This window comes from Marinobacter sp. LQ44 (genome assembly GCF_001447155.2).
Classification (GTDB): domain Bacteria; phylum Pseudomonadota; class Gammaproteobacteria; order Pseudomonadales; family Oleiphilaceae; genus Marinobacter.
Map to the genome: position 1 here is coordinate 330,133 of NZ_CP014754.1, position 26,588 is coordinate 356,720.

Genomic DNA, 26,588 nt, shown 5'->3' on the forward strand with positions numbered 1-26,588 from the left:
ACACTACGGGCAGATACTGCCAGGTGATGTTCATGCTTGATCTGCTCCTGTCCATGGCTCAGCAGCCCGATGTTGCTTACAACCTTCTCTGGGTGCTACCAGGGGCTCATGATGCAGCGCCTTCAACAGGCCGGCAGTCATAGCAACAATAACCAGTGAGAACGGCAAAGCCGCAAGTATGACCGCATCCTGAAGGACGGCAATCCCTCCAGCCACCAGCAGCACAGCTGTCAGCACCCCATTGGCAATGGCCCAACCGGCTCTTGACGCTTTCGGAGGCTCAAGTTTTCCTCCCGACAAAATGATATTGACGACCAATGCGCCCGAGTCCGCAGACGTTATAAAGTAGATGCCGATGAGGAGGGTTGCGACCAGACCCATGACAAATTTAAGTGACTCAGGAGCTCCCAGATGCTCGATGGTGGCAAAGAGTGCATAGGCGATGTCTTTGTTGACCGCGTCAACGATCCCGCCGCCACTAAAGAGTTCGCTGTGGAGCGCAGCCCCCCCCATCACCGCGATCCAAACGAAGGTCACCAGCGTTGGTAAAAGAAGAACTCCGAAAACAAACTCTCTCAAGGTGCGCCCGCGGGATATCCGGGCGATAAACAGCCCGACAAAAGGTGACCACGCTAACCACCAGCCCCAGAAAAACACCGTCCAGGTCGATTGCCAGTTCCCCGGTTCATTGGCGCCAACATAGAATGTCATAACTAACAGGTTATCGAGGTATCCGCCGATTTCCTGAACCAACAACCCAGCCATGTAATCAAATGGGCCAATCACCATAAAAGCTGCCAGCAAAACCAGCGTTAGCCAAAGATTCATCTCACTCAATATCTTGACGCCTCGCCTTACCCCGGACACCACCGAAATCGTCGCGATCATGGTAACCACTGTCACCACTGACAACTCTACCCAAAGGGAGGCCTCCACAGAAAAAAGCCACTTAAGGCCAGTGCCAGTCTGACGGGCCCCCAGCCCCAGCGTGGTCGCCAGACCAAAAACGGTAGCAAAAACAGCGAGGGCGTCCACCAAATGCCCCCAGAACCCAAAGATTTTCTCGCCAATAAACGGAAACAACGCAGAACGAGGGGCGAGCGGGAGGTCTTGCCGATAACTGAAGTATCCGAACGCAATAGCGACCATTGCAAAAATAGCCCACCCGTTAAGCCCCCAGTGGAAAAACGACAATTGAATTGCGGTGGACGCTGCGGAGGGGGTAAAGCCCTCTGGAGCAAAAGGGTTACCCTGGAAGTGCATGATCGGCTCGGCAATGCTCCAGAACAGGAGTCCTACCCCGATTCCAGCCGCAAACAGCATCGCCAACCAGGGAAAAAGCCGATATTCGGGTTGCTCATAATCTTTACCAAGACGGACGTTCTTATAGCGGCCCAGTCCCAACCACAATACAAATGCCGTCAGAAACGCAACCAGTGCCACATACCACCAGCGCAGCAGACCATCGACGGACGAAGAAACGTAAGCGAGCGCATACGCAAACTCAGACTGCCAGATCAGCGCGCCAGCGAGGGTCAAACCAATGGCCCCAATGCTAAATAGTGACGGCAAAATGGGTTATTGGAGATGGCTATTGCCTATAACGTTCCGCATGATGATTAGCCTTTTGTTATACCCTACTCTGCCAATAGCGATGCTCGTAGAAATTACTCCAAAGTGCGCCTAACGTGGCGGCAAAGAGCAGCTCCTCGACCGGGACCCCGAAAACCCTGAACCCGCTGATCGCTTCGTTGTTCCAGTAAAGATCAACAAAGTTTGGGTGTGACCAGTTCATCGCACTGAAAAAAACGAAATAAAACAGCGAAAATATTGCGGCACCTTTTATCGCACCATCGAGAAGATCGACTCGACAAATAACAGTGCTGATGGCCCCAGCCAAGAGCCCCATAGAGGCGGTATATATTGAGTTGAGACTGGTGGTCAGTTCCAGGAAGGCAAACACTAAAACCGGGGAGCTCAGAGCCAACGCATGAAACCGATGCATCCTCCCCAGTTTATAGTCACTCGGTATTGACTTTGCTTTCGTGGTCGATCCGAGCTCATAAAGCGTACTGGCCAAGCCTCCCACGGCGAAAGAGAACAGAATACTCTCGACATCAAAGCCGTAGTTTTCCCCCCAATCCGAACAACGTTGGAGGGCTCCAGTATTCCGGGTAAAAAAGCGGCTCCGTTAACCCCAGGGGAGCGGTACCAAGACTCATTGTCAGCATTTCCTTCTTGTTGCGGGTAAAGACGAAAACCACACTCCACAGAAGCACCAACAACACGCTCCAGATCAAATAGGTATAGAGCATCGGCATAAAAAACCATCCTGGCTCAGTGTTTATTCACAAGATTGCGGGGGGCACCCTCGATGAAGCCAACAATGTTTTCGCCAGTGGTCTTGAGGATTCTTTCGACAGCCTCTTTCGTATTGAACGCACTGTGGGGGGTGACGATGACGTTTCTCATGTGCTGAAGAACATGGTTGGCAAACAGCGTTTCCAGATCATGTTCCTTGTCAAAAAAAGAGCGGATCAATTCCACCTCTTCCCTGATGGAGGGCTCATCCGGCAGTACATCAAGACCGGCAGCCGACACCTTCCCATCCGCCAGCGCGTGCAGCAAAGCCTGGGTATCAACAATGGAGCCGCGAGCGGTATTAATCAGGACAACCCCGCGCTTCATCCGGGCGAACTCCCTGTCCGACAGAAGATGCTTGGCCGATTTGCTGCCAGGAACGTGCAGCGTCACAACATCGGACTGCTCAAGAAGACCATCCAAATCGACGTAAGACACGTTATATCGGTCCGCGAATACGTAATCCGGCTTGGGATCGCAGGCAAGAACGTTCAGACGAAACCCTTGCGCGATTTCCACAACACGCTTACCGATAGCACCGGTACCGATCACTCCAAGGGTTTTGCCTTGCAGATCGAATCCCTGCAGGCCTTTCTGCGAAAAATCCCCCTTGCGAGTGCGATTGATCGCCTCTGGAATCTTGTGGCTAATAGCAAGGAGCAGCGCAAAAACATGCTCCGCAACAGTCTGGTCACCGTAGACGGGCACATTGCTGACTGGAATCGCATTTCTGGTGCAATACTCCAAATCGATATGGTCGTATCCCGTCGACCGGGTAGCAATGAACTTCAGATGCTCAAAACAGTCAAGGACCGAGTGGTCCAGGACCGAATGAACGAAAGGGGAGATGATATCGGCGTCCCTGTATAGCCCAACGTTGTCTATTCCGAGTTCCTCGTCCGTGAAAACAACCTCATGATTGCAGCAGGCCTGCTGCAGAATATCGCACTCCCACTTCTCTGCCTCAAAGAACACAATTTTCATTATCTCTCCTTAGCCATGCCCATTCTTACTCTGGCCAACCCACTAAGAGCCCCGGAACAGGAGTATCAGTGGGAGGTCCAGCGTTCTATCTGTCTATCTGTCCATTTCGTGCCTAAGACTTTCTCTCGACGCTGACGCAGAGCGTTCATCACCGCCGGCAACGAGGATGCACTCATTGCAAAAGTGGCAAAGGAAGGTCCTATCAGGATGCCAAGGAATCGGTAGAGCACACCGGCAGCCACAGGCTCAGCCGCACTGTTGTAGACTAGGGCAAAAAACAGGTTCTGCTTGCCGATGGTTTCATACCACTCTAGCCTTTCAAGGATCGACCTAGTCACAATCAATATAGTTGCCTTCTACTGCACTCCATTCCACTACGCCCGGATGAACTGAACCTGAAAAGCATTTCTGTGCTTTGCATTTTTTTGATCACCATCAACTTTTCGGTAAAGCCATTGCCCTGAGCTACGCGTCAAATCGGACTTTCAGCTGAAATTCAGTCTTTGTCTATAATCTGGTCACTTAAGCAACATAACAGTTCGCTCGCCCCTTTTCAGAAGCTGGAGATACAAAAGATGGTCGGTCAGAGAATTATTCGCGTCGCGGTCAACGGTTATGGCGTTATCGGCAAGCGGGTAGCACAAGCCGTTGCGGTACAAAAAGACATGGTCATAGCAGGTGTAGCTGATGTCGCGCAGGACTGGCGAGTGAGGGCCGCGCTGAGTAGAGGATATGCCCTGTACGGCGCGACTGAAGAGCACGCCGTTGCTATGGGCGCAGCCGGGCTCGATGTTTCCGGCTCTCTAGATGACTTACTTGGAGCCGCGGATATCGTGGTGGACTGCACACCGAAACACCTGGCCAGCAAGAATATCGAAACCTACCGGCGGCTTGGCATCAAGTACATCGTTCATGGCGGCGAGAAACATCAAAGCACGGGCCATTCATTCGTTGCCGAGGCCAACTACGCCAGCGCTGTCGGCCGTGACTGCACGCGCGTCGTATCGTGCAACACGACGTCGATCATTCGTACCCTGTCAGCGCTCAAACGCCACGGCTTGCTGGACCGGGCACGGGGAACCCTTCTGCGCCGGGCCACCGATCCCTGGGAGAGCCACCAGGGCGGGATCATGAATACCGTCGTGCCAGAGCCGGAGATTCCCAGTCACCAGGGCCCGGACGCCCAAAGTGTCGACCCGGACCTGGATGTGGTAACCATGGCGGTCAAGGTTCCGGAGACACTGGCCCACCTGCACTACTGGTCCGTTCAACTGACACGTGAGGCGAGCAAGGACGAAGTGCTCGATGCGTTCCGCACCTCCTCCCGCATTGTTTTCCTCCGGAACAGCGACGGGCTAAGCGCGATCAACAGCGTCAAGGAGTTGATGGCCGACCTTGGCCGACCTCACGACAGCCTGTATGAAGTCGCGCTTTGGGAAGACATGCTCAAAGTGCAGGGCAATGAGCTGTTTTATGCCTATATGGTCGACAACCAGGCGATTGTTGTTCCGGAAACCATCGATGCCATACGCGCACTGACCGGGGCCGAACCCGATGCGGAAACGTCGATCAGAGACACCAACGACAGCCTGGGTATCGGCTCTTTGGGGTTATAGATATGGACGGCAACCCCGGCGACGTCGCCTGTGAACCCGAGGGCGGGGCCGTGAAGGGTGTGTTCAGGCTGTTCGGTGAGGGAGACGAACTCTATGCGGAGATGATTCGCTCGGTCCGTGCTGCCACCCAGCGTATCTTTCTTGCTTCGTATATCCTCGCGGCGGACGAGGTGGGGACTGAACTGCTTGATGAACTGATGAAGCAGTCCCGCCACGGCCTCGACGTGCGCATTCACGTTGATGCGCTGGGCTCAAGCAGCGTTCTTACCCGAAAGCACCGACGCCAGCTCAGAGCCGCCGGCATCCGTCTTCAGCGCTTTCACCGCTGGAGTTGGCGGCAACCGATGCGTTACAACCGTCGCGACCATCGCAAGCTGCTGGTCATTGACGGCAAAACAGCGTACCTCGGCGGCTTCAACATTCATCGCGAAGGCTCGAGGCGCTATTACGGCCCAAAGCGTTGGCGCGACGTGCATGTGTGCTTCGAGGGGCCTCTGGCGGCGGAGGCTGACGCTCTGTTTGACGCCTTCTGGTGCGGTCACCCTGACTGGAGCCCACAGAGTCATACCATCGGTGACAGCCGGATCACTCCCAATACCACACGCGCCTGCCGCATCCAGCTGCGGTGCTCCATCAAAGACCAACTGGCTGGAGCATCCGACAAAATCTGGCTGGCGACGCCCTATTTCGTACCGGACCGGGGATTACGCAAACAACTTGCTCTCGCGGCCCGCCGTGGAGTCGATGTGCGGATCCTGACCACCGAAAAGACCGACTCGACCCCCGCACAATGGGCGGCCCGCGCCATTTACGGAGAACTGTTGGAACACGGCGTTCGCATATTCGAGTACACGCCCCGGCTAATGCATTCCAAAGTGCTGGTCGTTGACGATGTCTGGGGAAGCATAGGGACAGCGAACTTCGACTACAGAAGTTTGTTTATTAACTATGAACTGACGCTGATTTCCACAAACGAAGCCTTGAATGGCCAGTTAAGAAACGAGTTCGTAACTGATTTGCTGGATGCCAGTGAAATCACTGGCATCGCCTGGAAACACCGCGGCTTCATGAAAGGCGTGTATGACACGCTTGGCCTGTTGCTACGCAAGTGGCTTTGAACGGGCCCTTGATGCCAATGCCCGACTCCCTCAGAACCCATAGCGCGCCCCGAGATACAGGTTATTGTTACCCTGAAACTGACCGAAGAAGGTTTCCTCCCGCGCGCCGAAAAACAGGTTTCCGCCGGCTTCAACAGAGAGATGGTCATCAACCTGATAGCCCACCCGGGGGCGCAGGTACGCGTCCCGGTCCGAGGGCGAGTAGAACAGGAACAACGACCACTCCAGATTCTGGCTGTGTGTCAGCCATGTCAGCCGCTGGGTGAGGACGTGGCGATTCTCGTCCCGCACCGGGGCACCCGGGGGCAAGGCCCGCCGGTAGGCCTCAAACTCGCCCATGCGCTCAAGGTAGTATTGCAGGCCCAGGGTCAGGTTACGGGCAATTTCCTGCTCATAGCCGAGCAGCAGGCGCAGCTCGCTGTTGCGTACTGTGGGATCGTCGCCATCGCGGTCTGCGCGGGAATCGTAATAGCCCAGCTCGACGTTGCCGATGCCGGCCCCCACCGGCCCGCGCAGGCTGGCGCCGAGCACCGACAGCGGAGGAAACCTGGCCCGACCGCTGGCCGGATCAGCCCCGGCCGGGCTCTTCCAGAAGCCGTCGTAGCCGTAGAGCGCGACCTCGTAGGCGCCAAGGTTACGGTACAGCCGGGCGGCCCACTCGTCGTCTTCGAACGCGTCCGCCGGGCGGCCCGCCAGTACAACCGCATTGCGCCCGGTCAGCCGCCCTTGCCCTGTGTTGAAGAAAGAGAGACGGCGACCGTCGATGAAGCGATCCGCGTCAAACCGGGGGGTGTAGACAAGGTCAAGATTGGCCCAGCTGGAAAAAGCCGAAACCTTCAGCGCGTCCGAGGGCGCCTTGAGGTACTCCACATCGCGGCCGATAAAAAACGAGACCCAGTCCTTGGGAAACAGATCGTTGATGAATACCAGGTCGCCGGTTCCCCAGGTTAGTATCTGGCGCCCCAGCGTGATTGAACGATTCATTCATAGCATGATTGACCTGTATGTCGGGCGGCTAGCTGAATCGGTTGCCGCCTGGATTGTTTTAGTGTGAGAATCAGCACGGTGATCACCAACGCTTTACTTTTCCCCGTAAAGACTGTTGTAAATCGATCCTCGCGCTCCATCGCTACAATGTCGCCTTATCAGCGCCTGAGGAGCCACTTTTTGACAGGATCGCCTGCACTATCGAATGTGCATCACATTTGTTGGCCTGCAGCAGCCCCGATGTATCCAGGGTGCCACCATGGTTTTCATAACCAAACGCCAGCGTCCGGTCAGGTCCGAGATCGAGAGGACGGCAGATTCCCAGCAATGCCTCTGGGCGCATATGGCAGACGAACACTCTGAGTTTTGTATCGTGGGGAAACAGCTCGGCCCTGTAAGAAGTACCAGACTGATGTCCTGACTCGATTGGATCCCGGGGACTCCGGAATCGACCGGGCTCGAGAAGGCAGACCACACCACTCGAAAGCCCTCTCTGAGCCAGCGCTTCGGCAACCTCAAGGCAAACCCGGAGTTGATAGGCGCCGACAGCGATCAACTGCACATCACCGGCTTCACCAAGAGCGATGGCACCATTCCGGAGCAATTGCACAGCCTGACGGCCGTCAAAAACGGCAGGCAGTTTTGCCTTGGGAACCGTCATGGCCCAGAACTGCCCCTGGGTTCGAAAACACTCGTTAAGGCACGCCACAGCACTATTGCAGTCGGGAGGATAGACAACGCGGGCAGTGTCACTCATTTCTCCCATCAGGACTTCGCCGAAGGCCGGATCCTGATGAGACTGCTCGTTCTTGCCGTTTTCCCAGAGGTGCGACGTCGCAATGACCGGCACGGATAACCATCGGGCGGGCCGACCGAGACTTTTCTGGTGTCGCGCAAAAATAATTTCCTGCCGAAGAGCGCCAATCATTTTCATGGCAAACGCTTCGTAGGACACCACCAGATTCATACCTCCCTTATTACCCAGAGCGGCGCTGACAACGGCCTCCTCATTCAGGGCTGTGATTACCGAGCCGTGAAGGGATTCCGCAAGGCCGGGCTCGGGCGTCAGGGTGCGATGCTTCAGAAGGTCAAGCGACTGGTTCATCTGATTACTACGCAATTCATCCGGGTTCCCCAGACGAATACGAAGCGCCGGGTTGGCCTTTACAAGGGCAACAAACTGCCGATCAATCGCCACCATGGGCGACTCTGATACCGCCGTTTGCAACCAGACCGGTTCGGGTACAGTTTGCAGCTTGACGTCACGACAATTCAGCGGATGATCCTTTTCCGCAGGCCGATCGTCTGCCCGGTGAGTTGCCAGCACGTCGCGGGCGCCGTGAATCTCGATCTCGGGCACAAACAAACGGGCAATGGATTCGTTAAAGTGCCTGCGCGAGACCTCATCAAATCTCGGTATTGCCGGAAGCGGGGTACCATGCGCCGCGTTTGAACCAGCACCATAGAAACCATAGCCTTTGACCGTCTCGGCAATCAGATAGGGGAGCTTTACAGGGTACCTCATGTGGCCGGCGCTGACCTGTTCGCTGCACGCCTGAAGCCTCGATTCGGCCTCGAAGATGCCCCAGATAAAGGCCGCAGGATCGCGGCCATCAATGAGTATGGGGTAAAAGCCATTGAGCTCCAGGTGCTGCCGGAACCAGTCCGTCCCCCCTTGCAGAAAAATGGTTGACCGTTGATCAATGCGGCGCCCGTTAGCAATCATCACCGGGGTCACCAGGCCACAGTCCTCGGCTCGCCACCAGCGGCTTGCCCAGTCGCTGCCCCGCTGCTCCTCAAATGCCCCATCACTGAGAAACGCGACCAGACGCTCCCCCGGCAGCGGCATGTGGGTGTATTGCAGTTCAGCGAAGCCCAGATATCCGCCCTCGATCAGCCCGCCGGCAGTGTGGGGGTTGACGTGACTGCCCAGGGGAACCCCCGGTGTGCCATCCGGAGTGACGGCGTAGCTGTAAAAGTCACTCACCAGCCGGGACAGCCCCACCTCGTCGAGCGTGTACCGAGCCTGCTGTTCTGGATGCAGATTGCCGAGCAGTATGTTGACGCTTTCGATAGCCGCCACACAGTGCCCCTGCCCCATCAGCCAGCTACGGGTCAGCCCCGCCAACGCGTTGGCGGCCGTGTAGCCAAGATAGGCAGGCACCATGTTCAGCGAACCACCGGTATGCCCCTGAGGATTTTCCTTGAAGTCATCCGCCGCCAGCGGCTGTCCGGACAGGTCCACTCTGCTGGCATAAGTCATGTGGGCTACCAGCCACATGGCCGCGTTGGTGAGGGTGTCTGCAGCCTCGAAAATAATCAGGGCATCGTCGAGCGAGTCATAACGCCCGGCACAAACGAGTTCCTGGCACAGGTCGAACACGCGCACCTGGGTCAAATCGGTATGTTCGATCACCCCGCGCCCTTTTGCCCAGTTGGCAAACTGGGGGTAACGCTGCCGGTATTGGACAGCACGCTGCTGGATTCGATGTGAATCCTCAATGGAATAGCCGTTCATGATCTCTCCCTGATAACTCTACTGACGTTAATGGTGGCCTACTAGAAATCCTCGCCGTAAATATCCGGATTACCCCGGGTATTTGCCCGGTCTCACATCATTCTTAGTGGCGCAGTGGGACAGGCATCTTGCAAGATGAGCATGCAGGTCCCGTGTCCAGTTAATAAGTTCTCCGAAGGTTTTAATATCCATCTTCCCTTTCCCTTATGTTGTTTCGTTTTGCCAATTACGCCAGCAGACAGCCATTACCTACCACTAAAACTCATGAGCCTGAATTCACGCTGAAAAAATCCAACAAAAGATGAAAAAAGAGCCTCTCTATAATGAGGAATTGATACGCATCAAACTTTCCACTTTGGCAATTCTTCAGCACCGGAGAATCCGATGGGAACCACCTTCCGCCCCTATTCACCTGATCAGGAACTGCTTCTTCCCCCGAGCCTGAACGAGTGGCTGCCCGAAGGGCATCTGGCCTATTTCATCAGTGACGTGGTCGAGGAACTGGATCTGAGTGCCTTCTACGCTCGGTATGAAGGGAGCGGTCGGCGCAACTCGCCTTTCGATCCGCGGATGATGTTGAAGGTGTTGATCTATGCGTACGCGACCGGCGTGTTTTCATCACGAAAGATCGCCCGGAAGTTGGAAGAAGATGTCGCCCTTCGGGTCCTGGCGGCTGGCAATGATTCAGGTTACTGATGAAAATGAATAATCACGGTAATCCTGATGCCTATGCGCCGTATCCTCTTGGCCGCGTAGCGACAAACGTCAGGCACTCACCCAACCGATCTCATTGTACCCGGCGTCGAAAGACCCAAAGGGAGAAAATAAACAGCGTGACACCGATTACCAGCAAGGCGAGAGCCTCATCCCAGAGAACCGCCAGGCCGGCGCCTTTGAGGAAAATACCGACGATGATATCCATGTAATAACGCAGTGGACTCAGCAGGGAGAGGCTTTGCAGGAAAGGCGGCATGGTTTCTACCGGTGTCAAACCGCCCGACAGGAACATCAGCGGGAAAAGTCCGAAAAAGGAGAGCAGCAACGCCTGCTGAAGGGTCCGGCTGTAGGCGGCAATCAGTACGCCCAGCGCAATCGCACTGAGCAAAAAGATGGCGGTCAGCACCAGAAATAAAAGCAGACTGCCCTGAAGGGGCACATCAAAGACTCTAACAATCACCAAACTCGGAAAGATGGACAGTACGCCCATGATCAGCGTGGGTGTGACCTTGGCCAGGAACAGTTCCAGGGTGGAAATGGGCGTCACCAGCAGCTGCTCGATAGTGCCTCGCTCCTTTTCCCGGACAATAGAGGCGGCCGGGTGAATAACGCCCACCATCATACCGGCCAGAGCAATCATCGATAACACGATAAAACCCGATGTTGTCAGATCGGGGTTATACCAGATACGGATCAGGGGTACCGCGACCCCCTTCTTCCCGGCAGCAGGGAGTGCTTCGCGCTCCTGGCGCTGGACGATCTGCAGAGCATCATTGACGGCATTGGCGGCAATGTTGGAATTGGTGCCGTCCTGGAGCAACTGGAGCTGAGCACTCTTGCCAGCGAGAAGAGCACCTTCGAACCCGGCGGGAACGACCAACACCATGGTGGCATCACCTTTCTCCAGGAGGTCAGTGGCGGTTGCCACACGGGTTTCCTGAAATTTCAGGTCGAAGGTTTCGCTCACCGCAAATTTCTGGATCAACGAGCGACTCAAGGCGCTGCGATCCTCGTCCACCACCGCCAGGGGCAGGTGGCTTACATCAAAACTGAGCGCAACGGCACAGATGACGACTTCAATGGTGTAAAGCCAAAGTATCAGGGTCAGTATCAACCGGTCACGAAAGAACTGCACGAGCTCCTTGCGCAACAAACCAAATAAGGCAATTCCCATCAGGCCACCTTCTGCTTCATTCGCCAGGCCGCGAAGACAAATACCAGGACCGTATAGACGATCAACATCATCAGATTTGGCAGAACGGCTTCAAGGCCGGCTGATTTCAGTACGATGCCCCGGGAGATTTCCATAAAATAACCGGCAGGGAAAAGCCAGCTATACAGTTGCAGGGCAAGAGGCATGGTGAACAGAGGGAACAGAAAACCGGAAAACAAAAACGACGGCATCAAGGTGACAATCAGCGTTATCAACATGGCCGCCAACTGGGTACGGACCAGGGATGAGACCAACAGGCCGATACCCACCGTGGTCAGCACATAAACGAAAGCGGACGTCAGCAGCAGTATCGGGCTGCCGGCAATGGGGACCTGAAACCAGGCAAACCCCACCACCATGACCATAAGAATCTCCAGGAAAGCCACCAGACCGTAGGGCACCAGCTTGCCAACAACAAACTCGGTTGAGGTGACCGGCGATGCATAGATCTGCTCAATCGTACCGGTCTCTTTCTCACGCACGATCGCCAGGGCGGTCAGCAGGGGTGGGAACGCCATCAGGATCACGGCAAATAACCCGGGGATGACGAAATTGACGCTGCGCAGGGAGGGATTGAACCAGACCCTGGCCTGGACCCGGACGGCGCTCTGACGCGGGGCGGGGAAATTTGCGATTACCGCCTCGGCATAGGCCGATGCCAATCGACCCAGAACAGGATAGCCGCCGTCCACGATCACCTGGACAGGCGCCTCGTCGCCTCTGAGCAGTTGCCGGGCCAAGCCGGCTGGAATCACCACGCCCATGCTGATGGTCGAGCTTTGCAGTGCCGACTCCAGATCGCGGAGATCGGTCGTTTTCTGCTCTAATTGAAAATACCGCGAGCTTTCGAAACGGGCTGACAGGTCGCGGCTTGCCGGCGTGTTGTCCAGATCGTAAATGCCCACGGCAACCTGTTCCACATCCAGATTGACCGCATAGCCGAACAGAAAAAGCATGATCAGCGGCATGATCACGGCCAACGCTATGGTAACCGGGTCGCGAATCAGCTCGCGACTTTCCTTGACGATGAGGGCTCCAAGCCGATGAGCCTTCATGGTCCCAACGCCCGGGAATTGGCCGTTCCCGCCTGTTCTATGGCCGCCGTGAAGAGCATCTCCACCGTGGCGTCGGCTTCGAGGCCGAGCGAATGATTCAGCGATGATCGGCTACCGTGTGCAAGCAGCCGCCCGTCCAGCATTAACGCCAAACGATCACAATAGGCCGCTTCCTCCAGGTAGTGGGTAGTGACCAGCACGGTCATACCGCTGGCGGCCAGCTCACGGATAACCCGCCAGAAACGGTACCGGGCGACGGGATCGACACCCGAGGTGGGCTCATCAAGGAACAAGACCCGGGGCCTGTGAAGCAGGCTGCAGGCCAGCGCCAGACGCTGGCGCAAGGCACTTGAAAGATCACCGGTGAGCTTGTCGGGAATATCTGTCAGCCCCGTTACTTCCCTGGCCCAGTCGATCGCAGCCCGCGCCGCGCCTCCGGCCAGGCCGTAGGCATTGGCAAAGAAGCGGAGATTCTCCCAGGGGGTCAGTTCCAGATAGAGTGAAAACCGTTGTGACATATAACCAATTTGCCGGCGCAATGCGGTGCTACCCCCGCCGGAGCTCACCCCGGCCACCCGGGCGTTGCCCTCATCGATGGCCACCAGCCCGCACAAGGCCCTGATCAGGGTTGTCTTGCCCGCCCCGTTGGGCCCCAGCAACGCAAGCAGTTCGCCAGATGGCGCCTCGAAACTCACCCGGTCAACGGCCTTGAAATGTCCGAAGCGGACGCTCAGGCCGGTGGCCACCAGCCCTTCCTCTTTTCCCCTGTCTTGCCGGGCCAATTCCGGAAACTGCTGCTCGCCGGCCCTCCTGTCCGTCCGCAGCACAAACAGATCCTCGAGCCGGGGCTCGGCCGCCGCCAGGTGGGTTCCCTCGGGCAATAACTCGGCGAGCTGGTTTTCAGCGATGTCCGCGTTCATCACCAGTCGCAGGTGATCCGGCAACCACTGCACTGAATGGACGCTGTCAATTTGAGCCAGGATGCCGGACAACTCCCGCAAGCCTCGTCCGGTATCTCCAGCATTTACAGTGAACACCCTTCCGGCGGCGGGCCTCAGCAGCTCTTCCAGCGACCCATCCGCAAGAACGCGGCCCTGTTCCAGCAGCAGTATCCTGTCGCAGCGCTCCGCCTCGTCCATGTAGGAGGTAGCCACAACCATGGTCAGGCCCTGCGACCGGAAGCGGTCGAGCATGGTCCAGAGATGGCGCCGGGACAGGGGGTCGACGCCGAGCCCCGGTTCGTCAAGGATCAGCAGCTCCGGTTCATGGACCAGATTGGTACATAGCGACAACTTTTTCTGCATGCCACCGGACAGTTTGGCGGCGGGCCTGTCAGTAAAGCGGCCAAGCCCCGACATGGATAGCAACCTTTCTGAACGCTCCCGATAGAGTTCGTCGGGCACATCCCGGATGCGAGCGGCAAAGCTCAGGTTTTCCTTGACGCTGAGTCGATCGTAAAGCGTAAATCCCTGGGACATATAGCCAATCTGGGCAGCAACCTGCTTGGCCTCACGACGGGTATCGAAGCCCAGGACCCGGCATTCCCCCACAGTGGGGTCCAGGATGCCAGCCAACATCTGTAACAGCGTCGTCTTGCCAGCGCCATCAGCACCGACAATGCCCACTCGTTGGCCGCGATCAACGGAAACATCCAGTGGCTCGATGACAACATTGTCTCCGAATTGGCGGCCAAGGCCTTTGGCGACGATGGGTTCCGGGGAAGACATGACGGCTCAGCGCGCCGGAACCGAGAGGGTCGCTGGCCACTCGGCGTCCGGATCCCAGCGAATCCAGGCATCTGCCGGCATACCCGGTTTCAGAGCATCGGCCGGATTATCCAGCACCAGGGTAACGCCATAGACCATCCGAACTCTCTCGTCGGGCATGTGGACATCGCGGGGGGTGAACTGGGCGAAATCGTCAATCCTGCCGACTTTGGCGGAAAAGTCCCCGGGCAAACCGTCCACGCGGATTCTGGCGGGATCCCCCAAGCTGATCCGGTTGAGGATATCACCGGGGACATAGACCTTGAGTTCGAGCTGCTGCAGATTCACCATCGTGGCCAGCGGCTGGCCGGTATCGACAACCTCTCCCGTCTCCACCGCCCGGATCAGGATGGTTCCGGAGAGCGGCGCGGCAACCTCCGCTTTGTCCAGTTGCGATTCAGCCAGTGCCACCTGCGCCGCCCTTGCAGCCACCTGTTCTTCGGCGGCATCCTTCTGCCGCTGGAGAGACTCAAGTCGGCCCCGGGCCTCACTGACGGCATTTTCCGCCTGATCCAGATCACTCGAGCTGGCCAGATTGCGGGACCGCAAGTCCCGGATCCGCTGCCGTTGTTTCTCGGCATTCTGGAGATGATGACGCCAGGTGGTGATTTGGCTGTCGAAGCCGTCACGGACTTCCCGCGCCGAGGCCAGCTCGGCCTGTGCCGAGCGCAGGCGGTCTCTGGCATCGGCGGGGTCGATCACGGCTACCGTGTCGCCAGCCGAAACCTTGCTGCCTTCCGCGAGATGGTGCTCGATGACCCGACCGGCCACTTCGGCCGCGATCCGCACTTCCCGCCCCTCAATATGGCCATTGCCATAGACGATTCCCTGCGGCAAGGGCTCTTCCCCAAACAGAACAAAAACCCCATAAGAACCGCCGGCGAGCACCAACACCGCTATCAGAGACCAGAGCCAGGATTGGGATTTCACCAAACACTCCTTATGACATTACTGTTCAGGTTGGAGCTGGGATCAGGGCCACTGCCTCTCACTCCAGCCAATGAGATCGCCCACTCTAGCACTCGGCAGCCGCCGCGACCAAGGTCGTTGCCGGATCTTAAGCGGCTCATTCAGGTCGCCCTCGAAGATGGCCGTCAGGGCATCGTCAAAGAGGCAAAATGGATTGGTAGCTTGCCACCTCCACCTCAAACCGGGTGTTCTGACGCAAGTGATCCTTCATGGCCTCCAGCGCATCAGGGTCTCCATGAATCAAGTTGATCGGCGTTTCGGGGGCTAAGTCACTTTGAGCCAGCCACTGTTCGATCTCTGTGAAATCTCCATGTCCGGAAAGCCCACTCAACACCTCCAGCCGGGCCTTGACCGGAATCCAGTCGCCGTGGATCTTGATCCTTTCCGCTCCATCAACCATTTTGGCGCCTCGTGTCCCCCCTGCCTGATAACCGGCAAAGATAACGGTTGTACGGTGCTGGCCGAGGAGACGTTTGAAGTGATGAAGAATGCGACCGCCCGTTGCCATACCGCTGCCTGCAATAATTACGTGCGGGTAGGCCTGGTCAGCCAGCGCCTTGGAGTCCTGGACGCTGCGGCTATAATGAACGGTGCTGCACATTTCGTGGCATTCTGAACTGCTCAACCGATGCTGATCTTCGTAGCGGCAGTAAATCTCAGAAACATCAATCGCCATGGGGCTATCCAGATAAACTGGCAACCTTGGAATTCGTCCCGCCTTCATCAGGTCGGTGAGCATATGCTGCAAGACCTGCGCTCTGCCCACGGCAAAGGCCGGAATCAGTATATTGCCCCCTTTGTCGACGGTTTCATTAACGATGTCTGCCAACTGCGACAACGGGTCCGCATCGTCGTGGCGACGATTGCCATACGTTGACTCCAGCATCAGCATGTCCAGAGCTGGCAGAGGCGCAGGTGGCCTCATGAAAATATCATTGAGGCGGCCCACATCGCCGGAAAAACCGACGCGTTTACCTTCCGCCTCGATGATGACACAGGCCGCCCCGAGAATGTGCCCGACCGGTCGCAGATGAAAGCGTATATCACCGAGCTGGATCACTTGGTGAAAGTCCACCGACTGAAACAGCTCCATGCAGGCTTCTGCATCCTCCTGATCATACAGGGGCTCCGGATTCTCATGCCTGCTCAGCTTATGGCGGCCGAGGTAATGTGCCTCCTCTTCCTGAAGATGGCCGCTATCGGCCAGCAATATGCTGCATAGCTCTCGGGTGGCATGATGGGTATAAACCGCCCCCCGGAATCCCTGCTTGTACAACACGGGGATGTAGCCTGAATGATCCAGATGGGCATGGGTCAGAAGCACGGCATCCAGCGAGGCAATATCGAGCGGCAACGGTTGCCGGTTGCGCTTTCTCAGCCACTTGTACCCCTGAAACAGGCCGCAATCGACCAATACACGTGTCTGGCCGGTTTCAACCAGGAACTTGGAGCCGGTCACGGTTTCCGTGCCACCCAGAAATGTAATGTTCATCGGCGCTCACCCTCCACCTGATTGAGAAAATGCCTGACCGGCGGCACCAGCAACTCGCTGACATCGATCTCATTGCTGCTGTGTGGAACCGTGTTGGTGGTCACCAGCGTCTGCAGGCCGGTACCCAGAAGGTAGGTGTCCGAGGCCTCCGCAAAAATGCCATGCACCGCCGCACACAGGATGGCCTCCGTGCCTTGCGCCTTAAGTGCCCTGACACACTCGCCAATGGTGCGTCCGCTGGAAATAACGTCATCAATGATGACGGCTTTCCGGCCGTTATACGCCGAGATATCCGGCAAGGTGACTTCAACGCGCCGGTCACCCAGACGCTGCTTGGTGCCAATGACATAAGGATGGTTACTGGCCTGCGCGATACTTGATACCCATTGCTCACTTTCCGCGTCCGGACCTACCAGCAACAGACCGTTTTGCCCCCGTAGCCAATCCGCCAGCGCCGGTGCTCCCTGAACAACTTGCGTGGGTATGCTGTAGATTTCGTCAAGAGACTGGTACCTGTGCAAATGTGGATCAACAGTGATCAGCCAGTCGATATGTAAAGACAAAGACTGGGCAAACACCCTGGAGGTGACCGCCTCCCCTTCTTCGAAGCGTCGATCCTGGCGCATATAGCAAAGATAGGGCGCCACCAACCCAATCGACCTGGCACCGAGTTCCCGGAGAGTTTCAAAGAGAAACAGGAGAGCAAGGTATTTGGTGTCTGGATGCGTTAGGTCGGCCAATATTACGCAGTTCGCACCTTTGACTGATGTGAGCACACGTAAGTAGGACTCACCATCAGGGAACCTCCGCACCTCCAAACTTCCCGGCTCCAAGTTAAGCTGATCACAAAGCTTCTCCTGTAATGGGTGCGGGGTGAGGCTAAACAGCACATTTTTTTCAATAATGCCCACAGTCATTCCTCTTGCGATACAGTGAAGATTGCCGGCCCCATATCGTTAAACGCCAGCGCATAATCCTGCTGTCCCGGACTGTCACTGAGCAATTCATAGAGAGGCTCTCCCTTAGTGACTCTATCACCGACGGTCGCCAGTAGCCGCAGCCCTGCGGTAGAGCTGGCAGGTGCGCCTGCCAGCTTGGCGACACGGGCAAGCCGACGATTGTCGATAGACACGATTGTTCCGGATTCCGAGCACAGAACTGGGCGCCTAAAACGGGCTTCACCTAAGCTCTTCAGTCCCCCCTGAGCCTTTGTTATGCGCTTGAACTGCTCCCAGGCAGAGCCGTCTTGAAGTAATCGCTCTGCTTTGATCATCCCCTCTTTCACGCCAAGACCATCGGCCAGATCGAATAAATGGCCAGCCAGCAAGATGGCGCGGCTCCGTAGATCCTCTGGCGCACCCCGCTTTCCCTGCAACACGGCCAAAACATCACGGGCCTCCTCTGTCGGCCCGATCCCTGCACCAACCGGCTTGCTGCCGTCTGTCGCGATGCAGCGTACCTTCAGCCCACAGGCCGCCCCAACGCTTGTGAAAAGAGAGGCCAGCCGGTCGGCATCGCCGGGCGTTCGAACCTTGGCCGTCTCCCCCACCGGAATGTCAATCACCGCATGGGTGGAACCGGCAGCAATCTTCTTGGACAGCACCGAGGCCACGAGCTGGCCCTCACCATCAAGGTCCAGCGCTCTCTCGATGCGAATCAACAGGTCATCAGCCGGGCTGAGGTTCATCGCCCCACCCCAGGCGAGACAGGCACCGGTTTCTCTGACCACACGGCGAATCTCGTTCAGCCCAAGCCTCACATTGGTCAGCGCTTCCATGGTGTCCGCTGTTCCCGCCGGTGAGGTGATGGCACGGGAGGAGGTTTTAGGCATTACTAAGCCTGCTGCGCTGACGATCGACACAACCAGCGGCGTGGTCCGGTTGCCCGGCAGGCCTCCAACACAGTGTTTGTCGAACACACGATCCACGCCTGGCCAATCGAGCTGTTGTCCGCAATTCACCATCGCCTGGGTCAAAGCAACAATCTCATCGAAACCTAATCTGCCACCCGCACAAGCGCTCAGGAAACAGGCTATTTCGACATCGCTGTATTTGTGTGCGGAGATATCGGAGACAATGCGGGCCATCTCAGCCGGAAGCAAGCTGTGTCCGAATACTTTCCGACGAACCAGACTCAAGGATTCGATATAGGGCGCATGATGTACTGAAACCAGGTCAGACTGAGCCACCCCGAGCCGCTCTATGGCGATATCTGAAAGCCCCGCATACCCTTTGGGAACCGTTTCATCAGACGAAATATTGAGAGTTGCGATGATGGAACGTCCCTGCGAGGAAATTCCCACCCTGGAACTGGCGGCGAATCCTTCTGAAAGGCACACATCACAATCATCACGCATGTAGACGACAGGCTCCTGATGAGTATTGATACCCATCTTGAAAACCCGTAACTGACTGGAAGACGCCACCATGTATCAACATCCTTTTCTGCGTCGAAGAATAATTTCAGTGCTCTGATCAGAGGTCGTTCATACGCCCTACCTGCCTGGCCAATCGCATAGCTTCGTTCTCTTCCATGGTTAGCAACGATTGCAGTAATTCTTTCGCCTCGGGAATCTCGGCTTTGTCGGCCATGGTGCGATAAAGGTCCTCTATCTGATCATGGAAATCGAATACTTCTCTGCATATGCCCTCAAAATCCAGCTGTGCGTAGGGCTCATCGCAGGTTCTGTGGGTCTTAATGGGATGGTGAGACAGGTAGTCGTAGACCCTTGTCTCCAATGCTTTGAAATCGCCCTGCGACTTGAATTCATTCACGATACGTTCCATTTCCGATTCATGGGTCGCCAGATAGTCCAGCAGCGCCCGTGCTCGCTCCTCTTCATTCTTCGTAGCGCAATGTGACATACACCTTGCAAGGTGAGCATGCAAATCCCGTGTCCAGCTAATAAGTTCTCCAAAGGTTTTGATGTCCATTTACCCGTTCCCCCTTGTTGTCATTAATCATGTCAGCAAACAGCAATTACCTACCACTTAAACTCATAAGCCTGAATTCACACTGAAAAACCCCAACAAAAGATGCAAAAAGAGTCGCTCAATAGCGTGGGCTTGATGAACATCAATTTTTCCAATTGGAAGTGTTCGTCTACCCTAAGCCGTCCAGTTGGGTGCGCTTTAACAGGAGTGCATTTACCGCAACAAGAGCGGAGCTTCCAGACATTGCGAGCGCCGCTACTTCTGGGCTTATCACCAACGGATAGAACACGCCTGCCGCCGCGGGAAAGGCGATGACGTTATAGCCCACCGCCCAGAACAGGTTCTGGTGCATCTTGCGCAGGGTAGCGCGCGACAGCTCGATGGCTCCCAGCACATCGTAGGGGTCGCTCTTCATCAGCACCACGTCAGCGCTCTCAATGGCCACATCGGTGCCGGCACCGATGGCGAAACCCACCTCCGCCTGGGTCAGTGCCGGGGCGTCATTGACACCGTCGCCCACCATGCCAACCTTCTTGCCCTGAGCCTGGAGCTCCTTGATCTTGTCTGCTTTCTGCCCCGGAAGGACATCGGCGATCACCATCTCAATGCCGAGTTCCCGGGCGATGCGCTCGGCGGTGGCCTGGTTGTCGCCGGTGAGCATCGCCACCTCCACCCCGCGTTCACGCATCTTTTTGACCATTGCAGTAGCGGTGGGGCGCGGCGCATCGGCAATGGCGATAAGGCCGACCAGCTTCCCGTCCTGGGCGACGTGCACCACGGTCTGCCCCGCACTCTGCAGACGCGCGGCCTCGTCCTTCAGGCTCGCCATGTCGACCTTCTCTTCGTCCATCAGCCGGCGGTTGCCGAGCAGCACGGTCTTGCTGCCAATCTCCGCCCGCGCGCCCTTGCCCTCGATGTTGGTGAAGCCGGTCAGCGGATCAAGCTGCAAGCCTTCGGCCTTACTTTGTATCGCCTGGGCCAGAGGATGGTCCGAGCCCTGCTCCACCGTCCCCGCCAGTGCGAGGACCGCCTCCTCGGTGCTGCCCGCCACCACGACCACCTCGACCACCTGCGGCTCGCCCATGGTCAGGGTGCCGGTCTTGTCGAAGACCACAATATCCAGCCGGGTGGCATCCTCAAGTGCAGAGGCATTCTTGAACAAGATGCCGTTCCTGGCACCGAGGCCGGTGCCCACCATCACCGCCATGGGCGTTGCAAGGCCCAGGGCGTCCGGGCAGGCGATCACGAACACGGTGATAGTCAGGGTCACGGCAAGCAGCAGGCTTTGGCCAATCCACCAGAACCAGACGGCGAAGGTGAGCAGGCCGATTACGATGGCAATCACCACCAGCCACTGTGACGCTTTGTCCGCCAGCAGCTGCGCCGGGGCCTTGGAGTTCTGCGCCTCCTGCACCAGCTTGACGATCTGCGCTAACGCGGTGTCGGAACCTACCTTGGTGGCGCGATACCTGAAGCTGCCGCTCTTGTTAATGGTGGCCCCGATCACCTTATCGCCGGGCTTTTTTTCCACCGGCATGGACTCGCCAGTGAGCATGGACTCATCCACCAGGGACTCGCCCTCCAAGACCTCACCGTCCACCGGAATCTTATTGCCGGGGCGGATCACGACGATGTCGTCCTTCAGAACCTCAGCGGTGGGAACCTCCCGTTCCTGGCCATCACGCAACACAGTGGCCTTGGGCGGCGCGAGATCCATCAGCGAGCGGATGGCGTCCGAGGCACCGGCACGGGCGCGCATCTCCAGCCAATGGCCGAGCAGGATGAACACCAGCAGCACCGCCACCGCCTCGAAAAACTGCACACCCGGGAAAAAGAGCGTGGAACCGACGCTGAACAGGTAGCCAGTACCCACCGAGAGAACGACCAGCACAGCCATGTTGAGCACGCCGTTTTTCAGCGCGCGCCAGGCGGCAACAAAGAACGGCCAGCTTGGCCAGAGCACCGCGATGCTTGCCAGTAATAGCAACCACAGGTCTAGCCGCAGCCCGAAGGGCGGTGCTGGCGGTTCGAACAGCCCACCCATGGGCGAATAAATGAAAATCGGGAGGCTGAAGATCAGGCAGACCCAGAAACGGTTGCGCATGTCGCGCACCATTGCCTGCATGTCCATGCTGCCGCCGTGGCCCATCTCGTGAGCCATCTCGTCCTTTGCGCCAGTATGTTCGCCGTGTTCAGCAGGATGCGCGGTATCGTCGTGGCCGGTGTGGGAGGCATGGCCATCGTGGACGGGCATGGACACAGCCCCGGCTTCGGTCGGCGGGTCCCCCGGGTCGCAAACGTGCCTGGGCAACTGTTCTCCGGAACAGTGATAGCCGCACTCGTGTATCCGGGCCTTGATAGCCTCAAGGTCCACCGTCGCCTCATCATAGGTGACGGTCGCGCTGCCGGCCACATAGTTGACCTCGGCCTTCTTAACGCCGGGCAATCTCAATAGCTGTTTCTCTACGCCCCGGGCACTCAGTGCCGATAGCAAGCCGCGGATCTCCACGACGGTATTTTTCATTCCTTGGTCCCCTTTCCTTAATTGGCCAACCGGAGCTTTTATCAGGCAGAAGAACACCCAGCATAAGCGCCACCCAGATCATCAGAGCATATCTACCTGAATCCAAAATGAATCACCGGCTTAAACCGAATCAGATTGTGATCTCGGTCAAGAAACCCCAGAGCCGCGTTCAAATCATTTATCCGGCACAGCATGACAACTGTTTTACATCCTTGGTGAACGTTTGCGCACAGAGTTTGAGTCCTTCAACCATGGTCAGATAAGGGAACAAGTCATCGCCGATTTCCTGAACGGTCAAACCTGCTCGTAACGCCATCACCGCCGTTTGGATAATTTCACCGCCTTCCGCTGCGACAACCTGCACCCCGAGCAACTGCTTCGGCTTCAGAGAGGCCAACGGTGGCGACTTGAGGATCGGTAAACATGACCGCGGGCATGGCACTGAGGTCGAGCCTGGCCTCGCCTTCCTTACAGGAATATCCCATCTAACACGTAATCCTGAACACCGGCAGACTCGCTCAGCGCCCAGGGCCGGATAGGCTTTTTACACTCAGCTACACTGGCTGCGTCAGGATAGCACCCACTGAAACGATCCCCACAAATTAAAGAATTAGAGAGGATCAGCCAAGCCTTCCAAGAACTGGAAACGTCGACAACATCCACGAGGCGAATAGAGTCATCTGACCGGTGAGCACCAACACGCCCATGACAACGAGTACCAGGCCTGCAAACACTCTCAGCAGTCGACTCCAGCGACTGAACCAGCGCACTCGTCGGCGAAAGTGCTCAATGAATAGGGCAGTTCCCAGGAAGGGAAGAGCCAGCCCTAACGAATAGGCAGCAAGATACAACATACCTGCCTCGGCGTTGGCATGGGTGGAGCTGAGCGCCAATATAGCCCCGAGTATGGGACCTATACAGGGTGTCCAGCCGATGGCAAATGCTATCCCCAGAAGAAAGGCGGCAGTGGGACGTCCGCCTTCGAGTGACTGTCCAATGCGCCATTCGCGCTGCAACGCCGGCATGCTCCACCAACCCAGCATAAACAGACCCATTAGAATGATGAGCACGCCGGCCACCAGGTTGGCCTCTTCACGATAGGCCATCAACCATTGTCCTAAAGCACTTGCGCTTGCTCCCAGGGCAATAAAGATCAGACTGAACCCCATCACAAAACACAGGCTCAGCCAAAGGGCCTTCAACCGATTCGAAGCCTCGGTCAGGGCACCTCCAGTCACGACCGACAGGTAGCCGGGAACCAGAGGTAGCGTGCAGGGTGAAAAAAACGATATGAGACCACCGGCAAACGCGGCGGCAATTCCCCAAGTTGCAAGATCAGGCATTTAGCCCTCCAAGTTCGGTGAGTCTGTCAAATTGCCCAGAAATCGAATTTGATGCCTTCCCTGGACCTGCCGTTATTGATAATGGCCCGTGCCCGCCATAGCATCTTGCCAGTACCGCACCGTGGCGGAGTTCAGGCGAAAAGGCATCACTTTCACAGAGCTGACCTCAGTAATCCTTGTGTTCGCGGAAAACACGCTGCTGGCCGTTGGCGTTGAAGGCGATGACCTGATAATCGTCCTTCCGGCCCGTTTCCATGCCCCTGCATCATTTTCATGCACGCCTCAGTCATGGCTTTACGGTCTTCGGGGGACATATCAGACATCATATTCATCATCCCCCTCATGCCTTTTCCTTCGTCCTCGTGGGCCAATGCAGAGAAGGATCCAATGGTTCCGGCCAGAAGAATCGCTGTGATGGTGAGCCTGGTTTTTGAATTGCGCATTTGATTCACTCCATATAAAGCCCCGTTACGAATGAACCGAAGGACGAGACTTTGTTGCAAGAACTAACGTTAATGAGTTTGCCGCGATGGGCAAAAACCGGTTAAGACTCAGGAGTAATGTTCTGGAGGGGGTGTAATAGAAGCCAGGAAGGGATCCTGGTAGTGGGCCGCCTGTGCGGCAAAAATCAGCTGGGAACCGGTATCGGTAAAACTTGTGAAGTTCCCCGGCGGCAAGGCAAAGCAAACGCAGGCCCGCTGAACACCAAAAGCAGTGACAGCAACACAACAATAGTGGGGCGATTCTTTGCGGACATCCTGCTTTCAAGCACCAGTCTGTGACATTAACAAATTAAGGCATACGATCGACCGATACGTTCCCAACAGACCAACACTATTTTATTCCGTTGTAAGCGTCCGCCGATGGCGCTGCTCTTCTGTGTCGGCAGTCGGGTTAGAACATCCCTTGGATACCCATAGGGATCATGCCCTTTCCGCATAGCCGACTGGATCAGCGTCATGACCGCAGCCGCGCGTTGACCACTGCGGAGTGATCCCAGGAACAGCCCAACGCACAGGGCCACGAGCCTTCACTTATACCTGACGCCGTGTCGATCGAAGATCTCATAAACTTCCCCGGCCTCCTCCTGCGGCAACATCACCCGGATCGTCTGCTCTTCCTTATCAATAAAGATCACTTCCTGTGGGATTTCGCTGCCAATAAGATCGTCTCGCGTATTGCGTGCCTGATCCATGTTCTCGAACTTACCATTAATAGCTTTACCCATCGTGCTTCTCCTTGTTGTTTAGATTCCATCCAAAGCATAGCTAACACATCAATTTCTGTAAATTTACGACGTTTCCAAGAGCCAAACGCTGCCTGAGACCTCCTCAACCGCAGCGTTCGTCAGCGACCCTTATCCTTCGGATTGTCTACCCCCGGTCGGGGCGACCCGCCCTCTATCAGGCGAATGTCTGTTCACCGCAACAGTGATAAGGTCAGAACTTGACCTCTCCCCACAACCAGGCCTTGTCCGTATCCACGCCACGACCATCGGCGGCATAGCTGGCGAACTTGGCACCCACCGTGTAGTGCTTGTTGATCGGGTAGACAGCCAGCAGCCCCAGCTCGGAGCCATAGCTCAGGCTATTGATGTCACTGCTGTAGTCATGATAAACGGCCAGCCACTTGACCCCCTTTGCTGAGGCACCCGCCGATACGTATAGATCCTGCAGGCCATCGTCCGGGGTGACCAGGAACTGGTCGGCCCAACCGTTCATCGCGTGAAGCGTCGCCAGAGGCGTCTGGAATGACCGGCCGTCGTCCGACTCCAGAGTCTCCATACCCACCTTAAAGGTCAGGCCGTAGACTGCGAGCCCCACTTCCGCCAGCCAATAAGCGGCCTCAAAGCTTTGCGGGTTGTCTGCATAGTCTTTCTGGATTGCGTACTCCAGGGTGTACAGGACCCTGGCGTCTTCCGATACATCGGTGCCACCTGCGAACCGCAAACCAAAATTCTGGGTTGAGTTGACGTCTGCGTTGGTAAAGTCGAAAAGATAACCGTAAGTGGTCAGGGTTCCGGCAGCCAAGCCATGATACTGTGCGTTGAAAATCGGCGACTGCATTGGGAAATTGCCATTAGGGCTGGCATCCGAGAACACCCGGTTAGCATTGTAAAGATAGCCCGCTGTGATCTTCGTGTCCGGAAGCGACTCGTTGGTGCCGACAAAGGCATCGAAGGTTTGTTCATTCTGGCGCCAGCCAACCGTACCGATAAACCGGTGATTGTCCAGAGCAAAGCGCTGACGGCCGTAGGTCAGGCTGGTATCCGAAAAACCTTTGTAACGCACGTAAATTTGGTTGACTTCGGTTTCCGTCGGATCAGCGACTACTGAGTGATCGGTTATGCCATTGATGGTGCTATTGTAGTTCTCATTCCCCACAGCGGACACATCTTCCGCCTCGGCAAACACCTCAAACCCCTTAAAATCACCAGTCCGGTACCCCAGTCGGGTTCGAACGGTAGAAGCATGGGCTTGATCAAGAGGGTTGTCCTGATCCACAAATTCGTAACGGTAACGAACATCAAGCGAAACCTTTCCCCCGGTTAAGGCTTCGGTAAAGGTCATGGACAGGACAGGCGTTGCGGCAGAGGCCAGAACCGAACCAATGGCAAAGACAAGCAACGACTTCTGGTTTTTTTGGCCATTCCTGGCAGTGAGCGGAGTTAGCATCATTTTCATCCTCGAGTGGTACCTTCAGCGGCCGTATAAACGGTTGAATGGAGTCAATATTTCATCGATAAGTCGCTCGTTCAGTTTAGGGCGCCAATGTCAGCGACAACCTTGATATCGGTCAGATTGAACCTGACTCTCAAGGGGTACCTCCATAGGCTCACAGGCAAAAAGAGCTGAACAACGCGCCACCACCTTATACGTCTCGCAAAGCCGTCCATACGGGTCTCATTTTTTCAGGAATACAGCCGGATCAGAGCTTAACTGCACCTTCAGGCTGACCAACTGATGGGTGTCCACCTCAATGTACACCAGAA

At 56.5% G+C, this 26,588-nt stretch carries 19 protein-coding genes and 4 pseudogenes; 3 read left to right on the forward strand and 20 right to left on the reverse strand.

The window, feature by feature from the left end:
• Positions 1-30: 30 nt before the first annotated feature.
• The 3 genes from ASQ50_RS01580 to ASQ50_RS01590 all read right to left on the reverse strand — a co-directional run bounded on the left by ASQ50_RS01580 (position 31) and on the right by ASQ50_RS01590 (position 3,345).
• A complete protein-coding gene (locus ASQ50_RS01580; RefSeq protein ID WP_227513240.1) occupies positions 31-1,572 on the reverse strand; it encodes a BCCT family transporter in 1,542 nt (513 codons plus the stop codon).
• Positions 1,573-1,630: 58 nt separating this feature from the next.
• Positions 1,631-2,080 carry a lycopene cyclase domain-containing protein gene (locus ASQ50_RS20730; RefSeq protein ID WP_156509968.1) on the reverse strand — a complete coding sequence of 150 codons (450 nt, stop codon included), beginning with the start codon at positions 2,078-2,080 and terminating at the stop codon, positions 1,631-1,633.
• A 257-nt stretch (positions 2,081-2,337) separates the two neighbouring features.
• The gene (locus ASQ50_RS01590) at positions 2,338-3,345 is read right to left on the reverse strand and encodes a hydroxyacid dehydrogenase (RefSeq protein WP_058091973.1); all 1,008 of its coding nucleotides are present in this window, start codon (positions 3,343-3,345) and stop codon (positions 2,338-2,340) included.
• Between the two features lie 575 nt (positions 3,346-3,920).
• Between ASQ50_RS01590 and ASQ50_RS01600 the strand changes: the two genes are divergently transcribed.
• Together ASQ50_RS01600 and ASQ50_RS01605 are read left to right on the forward strand one after the other, a co-directional pair.
• Entirely contained in the window at positions 3,921-4,961 is a 1,041-nt protein-coding gene (locus ASQ50_RS01600) for a type II glyceraldehyde-3-phosphate dehydrogenase (RefSeq protein ID WP_058091971.1), read from the forward strand.
• A gap of 2 nt (positions 4,962-4,963) precedes the next feature.
• Complete coding sequence (locus tag ASQ50_RS01605) at positions 4,964-6,079, forward strand: phospholipase D-like domain-containing protein (RefSeq protein WP_058091970.1); 1,116 nt, start codon at positions 4,964-4,966, stop codon at positions 6,077-6,079.
• A gap of 30 nt (positions 6,080-6,109) precedes the next feature.
• Here ASQ50_RS01605 and ASQ50_RS01610 read toward each other — a convergent pair whose 3' ends face one another.
• From ASQ50_RS01610 to ASQ50_RS21760, 3 genes and pseudogenes are all read right to left on the reverse strand, one after another.
• Positions 6,110-7,063 (reverse strand): hypothetical protein, encoded by a 954-nt coding sequence (locus ASQ50_RS01610; RefSeq protein ID WP_197492715.1) that lies wholly within the window; start codon positions 7,061-7,063, stop codon positions 6,110-6,112.
• A gap of 145 nt (positions 7,064-7,208) precedes the next feature.
• Positions 7,209-9,584 carry a xylulose 5-phosphate 3-epimerase gene (locus tag ASQ50_RS01615; RefSeq protein WP_058091969.1) on the reverse strand — a complete coding sequence of 792 codons (2,376 nt, stop codon included), beginning with the start codon at positions 9,582-9,584 and terminating at the stop codon, positions 7,209-7,211.
• Between the two features lie 96 nt (positions 9,585-9,680).
• Positions 9,681-9,776, reverse strand: a pseudogene (locus ASQ50_RS21760) (ATPase); the annotation flags it as partial.
• 192 nt (positions 9,777-9,968) lie between these two features.
• Here ASQ50_RS21760 and ASQ50_RS01620 point away from each other — a divergent pair.
• Positions 9,969-10,265 (forward strand): annotated as a pseudogene (locus tag ASQ50_RS01620) (transposase); the annotation flags it as partial.
• 106 nt (positions 10,266-10,371) lie between these two features.
• On the opposite strand, the gene ASQ50_RS01625 reads toward ASQ50_RS01620, so the two are convergent.
• The 14 genes and pseudogenes from ASQ50_RS01625 to ASQ50_RS01685 form a co-directional block, all read right to left on the reverse strand.
• On the reverse strand, positions 10,372-11,475 hold the full coding sequence (locus ASQ50_RS01625) for an ABC transporter permease (protein ID WP_058091967.1): 1,104 nt from the start codon (positions 11,473-11,475) through the stop codon (positions 10,372-10,374).
• A complete protein-coding gene (locus ASQ50_RS01630) occupies positions 11,475-12,569 on the reverse strand; it encodes an ABC transporter permease (protein ID WP_058091966.1) in 1,095 nt (364 codons plus the stop codon). The genes ASQ50_RS01625 and ASQ50_RS01630 overlap by 1 nt, the downstream gene beginning before the upstream one ends.
• Positions 12,566-14,296: an ATP-binding cassette domain-containing protein gene (locus ASQ50_RS01635; RefSeq protein ID WP_058091965.1), complete on the reverse strand. Its 1,731-nt coding sequence runs from the start codon at positions 14,294-14,296 to the stop codon at positions 12,566-12,568. The genes ASQ50_RS01630 and ASQ50_RS01635 overlap by 4 nt, the downstream gene beginning before the upstream one ends.
• A gap of 6 nt (positions 14,297-14,302) precedes the next feature.
• On the reverse strand, positions 14,303-15,265 hold the full coding sequence (locus tag ASQ50_RS01640) for an HlyD family secretion protein (RefSeq protein ID WP_058091964.1): 963 nt from the start codon (positions 15,263-15,265) through the stop codon (positions 14,303-14,305).
• Positions 15,266-15,440: 175 nt separating this feature from the next.
• The gene (locus ASQ50_RS01645; RefSeq protein WP_058091963.1) at positions 15,441-16,796 is read right to left on the reverse strand and encodes an MBL fold metallo-hydrolase RNA specificity domain-containing protein; all 1,356 of its coding nucleotides are present in this window, start codon (positions 16,794-16,796) and stop codon (positions 15,441-15,443) included.
• Positions 16,793-17,713 (reverse strand): ribose-phosphate diphosphokinase, encoded by a 921-nt coding sequence (locus ASQ50_RS01650; protein ID WP_058091962.1) that lies wholly within the window; start codon positions 17,711-17,713, stop codon positions 16,793-16,795. Before ASQ50_RS01650 ends, ASQ50_RS01645 begins: the two co-directional genes overlap by 4 nt.
• The gene (locus ASQ50_RS01655) at positions 17,710-19,224 is read right to left on the reverse strand and encodes a thymidine phosphorylase family protein (protein ID WP_058091961.1); all 1,515 of its coding nucleotides are present in this window, start codon (positions 19,222-19,224) and stop codon (positions 17,710-17,712) included. Before ASQ50_RS01655 ends, ASQ50_RS01650 begins: the two co-directional genes overlap by 4 nt.
• A gap of 46 nt (positions 19,225-19,270) precedes the next feature.
• The gene (locus ASQ50_RS01660; protein WP_058091960.1) at positions 19,271-19,729 is read right to left on the reverse strand and encodes a hypothetical protein; all 459 of its coding nucleotides are present in this window, start codon (positions 19,727-19,729) and stop codon (positions 19,271-19,273) included.
• Between the two features lie 169 nt (positions 19,730-19,898).
• On the reverse strand, positions 19,899-22,253 hold the full coding sequence (locus tag ASQ50_RS01665; RefSeq protein WP_058091959.1) for a heavy metal translocating P-type ATPase: 2,355 nt from the start codon (positions 22,251-22,253) through the stop codon (positions 19,899-19,901).
• A 178-nt stretch (positions 22,254-22,431) separates the two neighbouring features.
• Positions 22,432-22,717: pseudogene (locus ASQ50_RS01670) on the reverse strand (mercuric reductase); the annotation flags it as partial.
• A 156-nt stretch (positions 22,718-22,873) separates the two neighbouring features.
• Positions 22,874-23,596 (reverse strand): cytochrome c biogenesis CcdA family protein, encoded by a 723-nt coding sequence (locus tag ASQ50_RS01675; protein WP_008173719.1) that lies wholly within the window; start codon positions 23,594-23,596, stop codon positions 22,874-22,876.
• A 784-nt stretch (positions 23,597-24,380) separates the two neighbouring features.
• Positions 24,381-24,602, reverse strand: a pseudogene (locus ASQ50_RS21295) (transposase domain-containing protein); the annotation flags it as partial.
• Between the two features lie 24 nt (positions 24,603-24,626).
• Entirely contained in the window at positions 24,627-24,824 is a 198-nt protein-coding gene (locus tag ASQ50_RS01680; protein WP_058091958.1) for a hypothetical protein, read from the reverse strand.
• 211 nt (positions 24,825-25,035) lie between these two features.
• Positions 25,036-26,274, reverse strand: coding sequence for an alginate export family protein (locus ASQ50_RS01685; RefSeq protein WP_227513242.1), 1,239 nt, complete (start codon positions 26,272-26,274; stop codon positions 25,036-25,038).
• Positions 26,275-26,588 lie beyond the last annotated feature (314 nt).